Here is a 12,423-nt window from a genome sequence, read left to right as displayed (position 1 = left end):
ACGGCAAATGCGTGCGTATCACACCACAGTCAACGGCAGTGACTTCCTCGGCTCGAATACGAACTCGGCCCCGCCGCTGAATTTCACCACCGCAACCTCACCGAATTCCTTTGCCGCAGTGTCGGTTTCGATCACCCGCGCGGTCCACTCCGCATCCGACCCGATCACCTCGACGGAGAGGTGCGGGTCGACGGCGGCGACGATGGCCTGCAGGGGCCGGGTCTCGGCCGGCGAAACCAGCGCCACCCACGAACCGTCCTCGTGCGCCGGTGACCGACGCACGGACACCGTGTCGGGACCGAACTCGGCGTCGACGTAGGCGGCCGGGTTGAACAACGGATGCAGTTCCAGCACGCGCACCGCACCCTCGATGCCGCCGGGCAGACCCAGCGCCCGGTGGATACGCTCGGCACCGACACCCGCGACCCCGATGAGCTGCTTGGTGCAGATGTCCGTGGCCAACGCGGTGTCGGCACCGGCTCGGGCACCCACCGCGAGGATGAACGACAGATTCAGCAGGTGCATCTGCAGGCACACCTCGTCTGCCATCCGGACCAGTGCGGAATGCGAGAACGCCGCGAAATCGAAGTCCGACAGCAGTGGGCCCGAGTAGTCGGCCGCACCCTCATCGGAAGGGTCGATCGGGTCCAGAACCGTTTGGGCTGCACGGGTCCGGCCGATCACCTCGAGTGCGGGGATGTCGTCGACCTCGGGGTAGGACTCGTCGATGATGACCGTCCAGGCGCAGTGTGGCTGCCGGTCGGCAGGCGTCCGGGGCGGCCGGTGAATCGGACGCACCTGGCACTTGCGGTTGGTGGCCAGCGCGGTGGCATCGAAGGTCGGGTCCTCGATGTCGTGGCACATGCCGCGCACGTATTCCTCGCCCATCGGCTCGACGTCGAGCAGCGCGCCGCAGTGATCGAGGTGGAACTCGCCGTGCCAGCGATCATGAACCGTGTAGCGGAAATCCATGAACTGCGGCGGAGCGCCGATGTCGAGCTGCAAACCCTTGAAGATGGTGATGATGTCGACGCCCTCGTACTTGAGCGCCTTCTGCATCCGCCTGGTGTAGATCGGGCTGGACCCGGCCCACTCCTCGATCGCGATCTGCAGCATCTCTTCGCGGCCGAAGTTGCTGATGCACCAGGCCATCCCGGAGCGGTCGATCATCTGCCCCATGAGCAGCAGCTCTGGTACCAGCTTGACCAGCTCGTCGTGGGTCAGCGAGGCATACCTACTTGTCATCGAGCTCGCTCCCGGTGTTCATCTTGACTGCGGCGTTGACGTTCGCCTTCCGATCCTCGGCCAGCCCCTTCTCGGCGGCCTTGCGGCGCTTGGCCACAACCTTGGACACCGTCCCGTTGAGACCGGAGCCGAGCGGGAAGCCGAGGTACTGGGTGAGGAAGATCGCGACGTCCTTGAGCTCTTCCTCGGTGAACTCGCCGTTGAGCAGCGCGGCATTGACCTGGATCTCAGCGAGCTCCTGCGAACCCACCGCCGTCACCGCCGACAACGTCATCAGCCGCTTCTCGCGCATCGACAGTCCGGGCTTGCTCCAGATGGTGCCGAACAGGTGATCGACGGTGAGATCGAAGTACGGGTCTCCCTCGATGTTCGGCATCTCCCAGCCGTAGACCTCGTTCATCTTGGCCAGGCCCTTGGCGCGCAACTCGTCCATCGAAGTTCTCCTAGTCGTTCTCGTGCGGTACGCCAAGGCCCTCAGCGAGCCGCTGCAAGGCCACCTGGGCCAACGGAAGATCCACTCCCACAACCTCACCCAACCCGAGAGCCAGGCTCAGGTCCTTCTCGCCCAGTCCACGGGTATGGGTGAAGGCGTCGTAGAGCCAATGATCCGGGGTCAGCTCGGCCATGTTCTCGCGGACAATGATGGCGCCGGGCCCACTGGTCAACGCATCGGTGTGGCGCACGACGCGGCCCAGCGCGCCGAGGTCCAGTCCGGCCGCCTCGGCCAGCTTCATCGCCTCACATGCCGCGGCATAGGAGGTGAAGGTCAGCATGTTGCGGGCCAGCTTCATCCGGGTGCCGGCGCCGGGTTCGCCAGCGTGGATCACCATCGAGCCGAACTGCTTGAGTGCAGGCTTGATCCGTTCGTAGACGGGCCGCTCGGCGCCGACCATGATGGCCAGCTCACCCTTCTCGGCGGCCGCTCCGCCACCGCTGACCGGGGCGTCGACGATGTAGATACCCTGCGGCTTGTACTGCTCAGCGAGCTCGGCCGCGGTGGTATCGCTGATCGTCGAGTGGATCACGATCACGGTGTCCGGCTTGACCTTCGGTGCAAGGTCCGCGATCACCGAACGCACCTGTTCGTCGTTCAGCACCGTGATGCTGATGATGTCAGCCTGGGCGACATCGGCCACGTCGTTCGCCAGTGTTGCCCCGAGCTCCTCGAAAGGCGCCATGGATTCGGCCCGCACGTCGTACACGACGAACCCGCCCGGCCATTCGGCCAGCCGCTTGGCCATCGGGGCACCCATGTTGCCCAGGCCGATGTATCCGTATTTGAGGGTCATGACCGGATGATCTGTCCGCCGTCGACGTTGAAGATCTGACCGGTGATCCACTTGGCCTGATCGCTCAGCAGGAACAGGCACATACCGACCAGGTCCTCCGGCTGGCCCATGCGGGACAACGGGATTCCCTTGACGATGTCGTCCACCATCTCCTTGGGCGTGGTGGTGCGGTTCGCTTCGGTGTCGATCGGGCCGGGCGCGATCGCGTTGATGCGGATGTTCTGCCCGCCGAGCTCGCGCGAGAGCTGCTGGGTCAGGCCGTTGATGCCGACCTTGGCCAGGCCGTAGTAGTTGGCGTACAGCCACGCCGCGGTTGAGGACTGGTTGACGATCGCGCCGCCGCCCCGCTTGGCCATCTTGCGGTACACCGCGCGGGTGCACACCAGCGCACCGTCGAGGTTCACGCTCATGAACTTCTTGTAGTAGTCCCAGTCAACGGTGAGCAGGAAGTCGAGCTTCATGCCACCGAAGATCGCGGCGTTGTTGACCAGGTAGTCGATGCCGCCGAACTCCGAAAGCGTCTGCGCGGCCATATCCTTGGCCGAGTCGATGTCGGAGACGTCGACTCGCACCGCCAGCGCGTTGCCGCCCTCACCCTTGATGCCGTCGGCGACCTTCTGTGCACCTTCGGTGTTGATGTCGGCGACCACGACCGCCGCGCCCTCACGTGCCAGCGCCTCGGCATAGGCCTGGCCGATTCCGCCACCGGCCCCGGTGACGATCGCCACCTTGTTGTCGAACTGTCCCATATTGCTGTTCCTTTCCCGCCGAATGGCCAGTTAATGCACGGTTCTCACGAGTTTGCGTGTCACAACTGGCCGCTCGGCACCCGTTCTAATTGGCGAGCGTCGCGACGCACTTGATTTCGGTGTATTCCTCGAAGCCGGCCAGGCCCATCTCGCGGCCGACGCCGGATTGCTTGTAGCCGCCGAACGGTGCATCTGCCGAGTACCAGATGCCGCCGTTGACGTTGACGGTGCCGACCCGCATGCGCGCCGCGACGGCCTGCGCCCGTGCGTCGTCGCCGGAGAACACGGTGCCCGACAGGCCGTACGGCGAATCGTTGGCGATGCGCACGGCATCGTCGTCGCCGTCGTGGGCGATCACCGTCAGCACCGGCCCGAAGATCTCCTCACGGGCCACCCGGGCCGTGTTGTCCAGGCCGGCGATCACGGTCGGTTCGATGAAGAACCCGGTGTCGAGGTCGGCGGGACGTCCACCGCCGCAGGCGAATCGGCCACCTTCCTGCAGGGCGAGATCCAGGTAGGACTGCACCCGGTCACGCTGGCGGGCCGAGATCAGCGGGCCACACACCGTGCGCTTGCTGTTCGGATCGCCCGGCTTGATCCCACCCAGCGTGGCGGCGGCGATCTCGACTGCCTCGTCGTAGCGTGCCCGCGGCACCACCAGGCGCGTCGTGATCGCGCAACCCTGACCGGCATGCATGGCAACCGTGAAGGCCGACATCGAGCAGGCCCCGGCCAGGTCGGCGTCGTCGAGCACCAGGAACGCCGACTTGCCGCCGAGCTCGAGGAATACCTTCTTGATGGTCAGTGCCGCATCGGTCATCACCGCACGCCCGGTGGCGGTCGATCCGGTGAACGAGACCATGTCCACCCGAGGATCTTTGGACAGCAACGCACCGACCGAGTGATCGCTGGAGGTGACGACGTTGACCACGCCGGCCGGAAAATCGGTCTGCTCGGCGATGATCTGGCCGATGGCCGCGGCCGCCCACGGAGTGTCCGGCGCCGGCTTGAGGATCAAAGTGTTTCCCGCAGCCAAGGCCGGACCCACCTTGGCCAGGTTGATCTGGTGCGGAAAGTTCCACGGCGTGATGGCGCCGACGACGCCGACCGCCTCGCGGGCGATCTTGCGGTTGGTCGGAATGCCCTGCGGGGTGGCGTAGCCGAGATCGGTTGTCCACTCGTAGTTCTCGGCGGTGTCCGCCGAGTAGCCCAGATCGTCGATCGGGCCTTCGAGGTGCGCACCGGCGGTAAGCATGCGCGGCGCGCCCACCTCGGCAATGGTCAATTCCCGCAATTCCTCGACGTTTTCACGCAGCGCGTCACGCAGCTGCCGCAGGCAACGCACTCGCAGCGCGGTGTTCGTCGACCAATCGGTGTCGTCGAATGCGCGGCGGGCCGCTTCGATGGCATTGCCCATGTCCTCGGCGTTGGCATCGGCGGCGACGCCGAGCACCTCCTCGGTGGCGGGGTTGACGGTCTCAAATGCTCCGCCACCTCCGGCGACGAGTTTGCCGTCGATCAGCAGTTGACTCTGGCGATCGGCCAGTACCGGCATTGGTGAACTCCACTTCAGAAGATTCTGGACAACTGTCCGGCTGTCTCGTCTCGAACGATAGCCGCAGACGATGTCGAGCCGCAAGAGTGGACCCCGGCATACCCGATCGAACACCAGAAGATGCAGTTCATTGCCGCCTTTCAGGATCCCTACTTGCCCAACCTCGACATCGTCAGATAACTTGGACATGTGTCCAGCGATGCGGTGTCCGCAGTCACAGAACCAGCTCCGGAGCCAGACAGGGAGGCCCCGCGCAACCGCCGGCAGGAAGAGACCTTCCGCAAGGTCCTGACCGCCGGAACCGAAATGTTGCGCGAGTCGTCCTACGCCGATCTGACGGTGCGTGCGGTCGCCGCACGCGCCAAGGTCGCGCCGGCCACGGCCTATACATACTTCTCGTCGAAGAACCACCTGATCGCCGAGATGTACCTGGACCTGGTCAGCCAGTGCCCGTACTTCACCGACGTGAACGACTCCATGACCACCCGCGTCGACAAGGCGCTGCGGGCGCTGACCCTGGTGGTCGCCGACGAGCCCGAAGTGGCAGCCGCCTGCACCACAGCCCTGCTGGGCGGCGGCACCGATCCGGCGGTGCGCAAGGTCCGCGACCGAATCGGCGCCGAGATCCACAAGCGGATCCGTTCGGCTGTCGGGCCCGATGCCGATTCCCGCATCGTCTCCGCACTGGAGATGACGTTCTTCGGCGCGCTGGTCAACGCCGGCAGCGGCGCCTTCACCTACCACCAGATCGCCGACCGGCTGACCTATGTGGTCGGACTCGTCTTGGGAGAGGACAAATGACCTTGAACGCAGTCGAGCTGATTCTCGACCCGTACGACTACGACTTCCACGAAGACCCGTACCCGTACTACCGCCGACTGCGCGACGAGGCGCCGCTGTATCACAACGAGGACCTCAAGTTCTGGGCGTTGTCCCGGCACAAGGACGTGGTCGCCGGTTTCCGCAACAGTGTCACGCTGTCCAACAAGCACGGCGTGTCTCTGGATCCGATCTCGCGCAATGACGAAGCCCACCGGGTGATGTCGTTCCTGGCCCTCGATGATCCCGGCCACCTCCGTCTGCGCACCCTGGTGTCCAAGGGCTTCACCCCTCGGCGCATCCGCGAGCTGGAGGGCCGGGTCACCGAGATCGCCCACCAGCACCTGGATACGGCCCTAGAGATCGGAACGTCCGGCTCCATCGATTTCGTAGACGATTTCGCCGGCAAGCTGCCCATGGACGTCATCTCCGAGCTGATGGGCGTCCCTGAGGAGGACCGGGTCCGCATCCGCGCGCTCGCCGACGGGGTGATGCACCGTGAGGACGGTGTCGCCGATGTCCCCGAATCCGCGATCGCCGCCTCCGGGGAACTGCTGGTCTACTACGCCGACATGGTGAAGCAGCGCCGCAAGAACCGCACCGACGACCTGACGTCGGCGCTGGTGGACGCCGAGATCGACGGTGACCGGCTCACCGACGACGAGATCATGGCCTTCCTCTTCCTGATGGTGGTCGCCGGTAACGAGACGACCACCAAACTTCTTGCCAACGCCGCGTACTGGGGCTTCAAGAACCCTGCCCAGCTGGCCCCGGTGTTCGACAACCACGACCTGGTCGTGCCATGGGTCGAGGAGACGTTGCGCTATGACGCCTCCAGCCAGATCCTGGCCCGGCTGGTCGTCGAGGACCAGACGTACTACGACACCACAGTGCCCGCGGGCGACGTGCTGGTGCTGCTGATCGGCTCGGCGAACCGCGACGAACGCGTCTTCGAGAATCCCGACGAATACCGGATCGATCGCGAGATCGGCCCGAAACTGGTGAGTTTCGGCAGTGGTGCCCACTTCTGCCTCGGCGCGCATCTGGCGCGCATGGAGGCCCGGGTGGCACTGACCGAGTTGTTCAAGCGAATCCGCGGATACGAGGTGGACGAGGCCAACGCCGTCCGCGTCCACTCCAGCAGTGTCCGTGGATTCTCTCATCTACCGATCACAGTGGAGAAGCGCTAAATGGCCCGTTTCGAACCCCATCCCGACCGCCGACCGGCCCTCGTGGCCGGCGCGTCGTCCGGCATCGGCGCCGCTACGGCGACCGAGCTTGCCGCACACGGCTTCCCGGTTGCCCTCGGCGCACGCCGCGTCGAGAAGTGCCAGGAGTTGGTCGACAAGATCACCGCCGAAGGTGGCGAGGCAATCGCGCTGCCGCTCGACGTGACCGATGCCGAATCGGTCAAGTCGTTCGTGCACGGCGCCACCGAGGCGCTCGGGGACATCGAGCTGCTGGTGGCCGGCGCCGGTGACACCTTCTTCGGCCAGCTGCACGAGATCAGCACCGACGAATTCGAGAATCAGATCCAGATTCACCTCATCGGTGCCAATCGCCTTGCCGCAGCCGTACTTCCGGGCATGGTCGAGCGCCGCCGCGGCGACATCATCTTCGTCGGCTCCGACGTGTCCCTCCGGCCGCGGCCGTACATGGGCGGCTACGGCGCCGCGAAAGCCGGCCTTCTGGGCATGGCCAAGACCCTGCAGATGGAACTGGAAGGCACCGGCGTGCGCGCCTCCGTGGTCCACCCCGGACCCACCAAGACCGCCATGGGCTGGAGTGCGCCCATGGACAAGGTCGGCGAGATGCTCGAGGACTGGGCCAAGTGGGGCCAGGCCCGGCACGACTACTTCTTGCGCGCGGCAGATCTCGCGCGGGCCATCACCTTCGTCGCGGAAACCCCCCGCGGCGGCTTCATCGCCGAACTGGAGATTCAGCCCGAAGCTCCGCTCGCCGATGTCAAGGACCGCCAGAAGCTGAAAGTGGAAGGCTGAGAAGAACATGACGAGCTCAGAACTCAAGGAAGTACAGCGCGTTTCGGGCGGTGAAGCAGATGAACACGGCCACCTGGAAGAATTCCGCACCGACCCGATCGGTCTGATGCAGCGCATCCGGGACGAGTGCGGCGACGTCGGCTGGTTCCAGCTGGCCGACAAGCAGGTGGTGCTGCTGAGCGGCGCGGAGGCCAACGAGTTCTTCTTCCGCTCCAGCGACAGCGAACTGAACCAGGCCGAGGCCTACCCGTTCATGACCCCGATCTTCGGTGAGGGCGTGGTGTTCGACGCGGACCCCGAGCGCCGCGCCGAGATGCTGCACAACACCGCGCTGCGCGGTGAGCAGATGAAGGGCCACGCGGCCACCATCGAGAACGAGGTCAAGAAGATCATCGCTGACTGGGGACCCCAGGGCGAGATCGAACTGCTCGACTTCTTCTCCGAGCTGACGATCTACACCTCGACGGCGTGCCTGATCGGGCTGAAGTTCCGCGAGCAGCTCGATCGCCGGTTCGCCGAGTACTACCACCAGTTGGAGCGGGGCACCGACCCGCTCTGCTACGTCGATCCCTACCTGGACATCGAGAGCTTCCGCATCCGAGACGAGTCGCGCGTCAAACTCGTTGCGCTGGTGCAGGAGATCATGGACGGTCGCATTGCCAATCCGCCGAAGGGCAAGGAGGATCGCGACCTGCTCGACGTTCTGGTGTCGATCAAGGACGACGAGGGCAACCCCCGGTTCACGGCCAACGAGGTCACCGGGATGTTCATCTCCCTGATGTTCGCCGGGCACCACACCAGCTCGGGCACGTCCTCGTGGACGCTCATCGAACTGCTGCGCAACCCCGACGTGTACGCGCAGGTGCAGCAGGAGCTCGACGACCTCTACGCCGATGGCCAGGAGGTGAGTTTCCATGCGCTGCGCCAGATTCCGAAGTTGGACAACTCGCTCAAGGAGACCCTGCGCCTGCATCCGCCACTGATCATCCTGATGCGCGTCGCACAGGACGAGTTCGAGGTGGCGGGCCATCCGATCCACAAGGGCCAGATGGTGGCAGCCTCCCCGGCGATCTCCAACCGGATCCCGGAGGATTTCCCCGAACCCGACGCCTTCGATCCTGCCCGCTATGAGAAGCCGCGCCAGGAAGATCTGATCAACCGGTGGACGTGGATCCCCTTCGGCGCCGGTAAGCACCGCTGCGTGGGTGCGGCGTTCGCACAGATGCAGATCAAGGCAATCTTCTCGGTTCTGTTGCGCGAGTATGAGTTCGAGATGGCCCAGCCGGCCGAGAGCTACCAGAACGACCACTCCAAAATGGTCGTGCAGCTGGCTCAGCCGGCCAAGGTTCGCTACCGCAAGCGTGTAAGGGACTGACCCAAATGGGTTGCTACCGTGTAGAACTCGACGAAGACCTCTGCCAGGGCCACGCCATGTGCGAGCTGGAGGCGCCCGACGTCTTCCGGGTGCCCAAGCGCGGCGTCGTCGAGATCCTCGATTCCGAACCCCCCGACGAACTCCGCGATGTCGTGGAGATGGCCGTCGATATGTGTCCCACCCGCGCTCTATCCATCACAGAGAAGGAATGACAATGGCGTCACGCGAGGAATTGGAAGACTGGTCCGACCGCTGGCTCAAGGCCAACCAGGAGGCCGAGAAGGCCGGTGACTGGAAGCCGCTGGCCGACTTCTACACCGACGATGCGACCTACGGCTGGAACATCGGGCCCAAGGAAGACGTCATGTGCATCGGCAAGGACGAAATCCGGGACACCGCACTGGGCCTGGAGATGGAAGGCCTGGAGAACTGGGTCTACGAGTACCAGCGGGTGCTGATCGACGAGAAGCAGAACGAGATCGTCGGGTTCTGGAAGCAGATCGCCCACAAGTCCGACGGCAGCACCGCCGAGATCTACGGCATCGGCGGTAGCTGGTTCCGCCTCAACGATCAGCTGCTCATCGAGTGGCAGCGCGACTTCTTCGACTTCGGGCACGTGCAGAAGGCGTTCATGAACCTGATCACCTCCGGCGACCTCACTCCGACGATGCAGAAGCGCATCGAGCGCAGCCTGGCGGGCGAGAAGCTGCCCGGCTACTACCCGCGCGGCGAGGCTCCGGTCAAAATCTGGTAGTTCCCGGCCAAGCAGTTGCTTGGGGGTGGGTGTGACCCACGCAACTAATGGCTCTAGTCTGTGGTCAACGGCTCTAGTGGAAGGCACACGCGATGAAGACCAAAGGCGCTCTCATCTGGGAGTTCAACCAACCTTGGACGATCGAGGAGATCGAGATCGGTGACCCCGTCAAGGACGAGGTCAAGATTCAGATGGAAGCCTCGGGCATGTGCCATTCCGATCACCACCTGGTGACCGGCGACATCCCGATGGCAGGTTTCCCGGTGCTCGGCGGCCACGAAGGCGCAGGCATCGTGACGGAGGTCGGCCCCGGCGTCGACCACATCCAGCCCGGCGATCACGTCGTGCTGTCGTTCATCCCGTCGTGTGGCGAGTGTCCGGCGTGTCAGGAGGGTCTGCGCAACCTGTGCGACCTGGGCGCGGGCCTGCTGGCCGGCACTGCGGTCTCCGACGGCACGCATCGCATCCACTCCGTCAAGAACGGTCAGCCCGTCATTCCGATGACCCTGCTGGGCACGTTCAGCCCCTACATGGTCGTGCACAAGAGCTCGGTCGTGAAGATCGATCCATCCATCCCGTTCGAGGTGGCCTGCCTCGTGGGCTGCGGCGTCACCACCGGCTACGGCTCGGCGGTGCGCAGCGGTGACGTCCGCCCGGGTGACGACGTCGTCATCGTCGGCGTCGGCGGTGTCGGCACCGGTGCGCTGCAGGGCGCCCTGGCCGCCGGCGCACGCAACGTCTTCGCCGTCGACCCGGTCGAGTTCAAGCGCGACAACGCGCTGAAGTTCGGTGCCACCCACGCCTACCCGGACATCTTCTCCGCGATGGCCGGGGTCGCCGAGGTCACCCAGGGCCGGATGGCACACAAGACGATCGTCACCGTCGGCGAGCTCAAGGGCGAGGACATCGACCACTACATGAACATCACCGCCAAGGGCGGCACGGTCGTGGCCACCGCGGTCGCCAACATGGCCAGCAACGACGTCAAGCTCAACCTGTCGATGCTGACGCTGCTGCAGAAGCGCCTGCAGGGCACCATCTTCGGCGGCGGCAACCCGCACCACGACATCCCGCAGCTGCTGAGCATGTACAAGGCCGGCCGGCTCAACCTGGATGACATGGTCACCCGGCAGTACAAGCTGGAGCAGATCAACGACGGCTACGCGGACATGCTCGAGGGCCGCAACATCCGCGGCGTCATCCGGTACACCGACGCCGACCGCTAAATCCCTATCTCGCGCGAAATGGCATTCCAGCAGGCAAAGGTCGAGTGACCACCTGCTGGAATGCCATTTCGGCATCCTGGAGGAATTTCGTGACCGAAACACAAACCGAATCACCCGTCGTCGTCGCCTCGCGGTCGTCGTGGAGATGCGTGCAATCCGGTGACCGTGAGGGCTGGCTGGCGCTCATGGCCGACGACATCCTGGTCGAGGACCCGATCGGTGAGGCCGTCACCAACCCCGACGGCACCGGGGTGCGCGGCAAGGAAGCCCTCGGCGCCTTCTACGACGCCAACATCGGCCCCAACGAGCTGACCGTCACGTGCGAGGAGACGTTCCCGTCCAGCTCGCCGACCGAGATCGCCTACATCCTGGTGCTGCGCACCAAGTTTCCCAACGGGTTCACCGCCACGGTGCGAGGCGTCTTCACCTACAAGGTGAACGACGAAGGGCTGATCACCAACCTGCGCGGCTACTGGAATCTGGAAGCGATGCAGTTCGCAGAGGCTGATGCCGAGTAGCGGCCCGCTCGCCGGCCGCGGCGCGATCGTCGTCGGCGGCACTCGCGGCATCGGCCTGGCGGTCGCCGAGCTCCTGGCCGCCCAGGGTGCGGGTGTGGTGGTCAACGGCCGCGACCTGGGGGCTGCCACAGCCGCGGCCGAATCCATTTCCGGTGTCGCCCATGCCGGTTCACCGGCCGACCCCGTGGTGGCCGACGCACTCGTCGACACCTGCGTGTCCGAGTTCGGTCGCGTCGACATCCTGGTGAACTGCGCCGGCACCGCCGAGCCGGCGGGTTCCTCGATCTTGAACGTCACCGGCGCGGAGTTCCGGAGCCTGCTCGACGCACACCTGGGCACGGTGTTCGAGACCTGTCGGGCAGCGGCGCCCAAGATGGTGGCCCAAGGGGGTGGAGCCATCGTCAACACCAGTTCCTTTGCATTCCTTGGCGATTACGGCGGCAGCGGCTATCCGGCGGGCAAGGGCGCGGTGAACGGGCTGACCCTGGCGATTGCCGCCGAACTCAAGGAATACGGCGTGCGCGCCAACGTGGTCTGCCCGGGCGCGCGCACCCGACTGTCCACCGGATCGGACTATGAGCAGCACATCGCCGACCTCAACCGGCGCGGACTGCTCGACGACGTCAGCATGCAGGGCGCGCTGGACGCTGCGCCGCCGGAATACGTCGCCCCGACCTACGCCTACCTGGCCAGCGACGCCGCGCGGGACGTGACGGGGCGCATCTTCATCGCCGCGGGTGGATTCATCGGCGAATTCGCCCGGCCCTCAACTGGTTTCATCGGATACCGTGATCACCACAGCGCGCCGCCGTGGACCGTCGAGGAATTGCACGAGGCCATTTCCGGGACATAACCTGCAGTGGAGTACGCCGCGCCCTGAACTATGCTTGGTT

14 protein-coding genes are annotated in these 12,423 nt (G+C 65.1%); 9 read left to right on the top strand and 5 right to left on the bottom strand.

Annotated features, from left to right (window positions below; all coding sequences use genetic code 11):
- Window positions 1-18: 18 nt before the first annotated feature.
- The 5 genes from AC4LGL_RS01445 to AC4LGL_RS01425 all read right to left on the bottom strand — a co-directional run bounded on the left by AC4LGL_RS01445 (window position 19) and on the right by AC4LGL_RS01425 (window position 4,838).
- Window positions 19-1,245 (bottom strand): hypothetical protein, encoded by a 1,227-nt coding sequence (locus AC4LGL_RS01445; RefSeq protein ID WP_491837294.1) that lies wholly within the window; start codon window positions 1,243-1,245, stop codon window positions 19-21.
- On the bottom strand, window positions 1,235-1,678 hold the full coding sequence (locus AC4LGL_RS01440) for a carboxymuconolactone decarboxylase family protein (RefSeq protein WP_491837293.1): 444 nt from the start codon (window positions 1,676-1,678) through the stop codon (window positions 1,235-1,237). Before AC4LGL_RS01440 ends, AC4LGL_RS01445 begins: the two co-directional genes overlap by 11 nt.
- Window positions 1,679-1,688: 10 nt before the next feature.
- Window positions 1,689-2,534, bottom strand: coding sequence for an NAD(P)-dependent oxidoreductase (locus tag AC4LGL_RS01435; protein WP_491837292.1), 846 nt, complete (start codon window positions 2,532-2,534; stop codon window positions 1,689-1,691).
- Complete coding sequence (locus tag AC4LGL_RS01430) at window positions 2,531-3,283, bottom strand: SDR family oxidoreductase (RefSeq protein ID WP_019344176.1); 753 nt, start codon at window positions 3,281-3,283, stop codon at window positions 2,531-2,533. Before AC4LGL_RS01430 ends, AC4LGL_RS01435 begins: the two co-directional genes overlap by 4 nt.
- Window positions 3,284-3,368: 85 nt before the next feature.
- Complete coding sequence (locus AC4LGL_RS01425) at window positions 3,369-4,838, bottom strand: aldehyde dehydrogenase (protein ID WP_491837291.1); 1,470 nt, start codon at window positions 4,836-4,838, stop codon at window positions 3,369-3,371.
- 189 nt (window positions 4,839-5,027) lie between these two features.
- Between AC4LGL_RS01425 and AC4LGL_RS01420 the strand changes: the two genes are divergently transcribed.
- From AC4LGL_RS01420 to AC4LGL_RS01380, 9 genes are all read left to right on the top strand, one after another.
- Window positions 5,028-5,639, top strand: coding sequence for a TetR family transcriptional regulator (locus tag AC4LGL_RS01420; RefSeq protein WP_491837290.1), 612 nt, complete (start codon window positions 5,028-5,030; stop codon window positions 5,637-5,639).
- Complete coding sequence (locus tag AC4LGL_RS01415) at window positions 5,636-6,847, top strand: cytochrome P450 (RefSeq protein ID WP_491837289.1); 1,212 nt, start codon at window positions 5,636-5,638, stop codon at window positions 6,845-6,847. Before AC4LGL_RS01420 ends, AC4LGL_RS01415 begins: the two co-directional genes overlap by 4 nt.
- The gene (locus tag AC4LGL_RS01410; protein ID WP_491837288.1) at window positions 6,848-7,657 is read left to right on the top strand and encodes an SDR family oxidoreductase; all 810 of its coding nucleotides are present in this window, start codon (window positions 6,848-6,850) and stop codon (window positions 7,655-7,657) included.
- Window positions 7,658-7,664: 7 nt separating this feature from the next.
- Window positions 7,665-9,032 carry a lanosterol 14-alpha demethylase gene (locus tag AC4LGL_RS01405; protein ID WP_491837287.1) on the top strand — a complete coding sequence of 456 codons (1,368 nt, stop codon included), beginning with the start codon at window positions 7,665-7,667 and terminating at the stop codon, window positions 9,030-9,032.
- Window positions 9,033-9,037: 5 nt separating this feature from the next.
- Entirely contained in the window at window positions 9,038-9,244 is a 207-nt protein-coding gene (locus AC4LGL_RS01400; protein WP_491837286.1) for a ferredoxin Fdx, read from the top strand.
- A gap of 2 nt (window positions 9,245-9,246) precedes the next feature.
- On the top strand, window positions 9,247-9,786 hold the full coding sequence (locus AC4LGL_RS01395; RefSeq protein ID WP_491837285.1) for a nuclear transport factor 2 family protein: 540 nt from the start codon (window positions 9,247-9,249) through the stop codon (window positions 9,784-9,786).
- A gap of 92 nt (window positions 9,787-9,878) precedes the next feature.
- Complete coding sequence (locus AC4LGL_RS01390; protein ID WP_044520554.1) at window positions 9,879-11,012, top strand: NDMA-dependent alcohol dehydrogenase; 1,134 nt, start codon at window positions 9,879-9,881, stop codon at window positions 11,010-11,012.
- An 89-nt stretch (window positions 11,013-11,101) separates the two neighbouring features.
- On the top strand, window positions 11,102-11,530 hold the full coding sequence (locus AC4LGL_RS01385; protein WP_491837284.1) for a nuclear transport factor 2 family protein: 429 nt from the start codon (window positions 11,102-11,104) through the stop codon (window positions 11,528-11,530).
- The gene (locus tag AC4LGL_RS01380; protein ID WP_491837283.1) at window positions 11,520-12,383 is read left to right on the top strand and encodes an SDR family NAD(P)-dependent oxidoreductase; all 864 of its coding nucleotides are present in this window, start codon (window positions 11,520-11,522) and stop codon (window positions 12,381-12,383) included. The genes AC4LGL_RS01385 and AC4LGL_RS01380 overlap by 11 nt, the downstream gene beginning before the upstream one ends.
- The last annotated feature ends 40 nt before the right edge of the window (window positions 12,384-12,423 follow it).

Source organism: Mycolicibacterium arcueilense, assembly GCF_058536225.1.
Note: the sequence above shows the minus strand (reverse complement) of the source record. Positions and strands in the feature narration are given on the sequence as shown.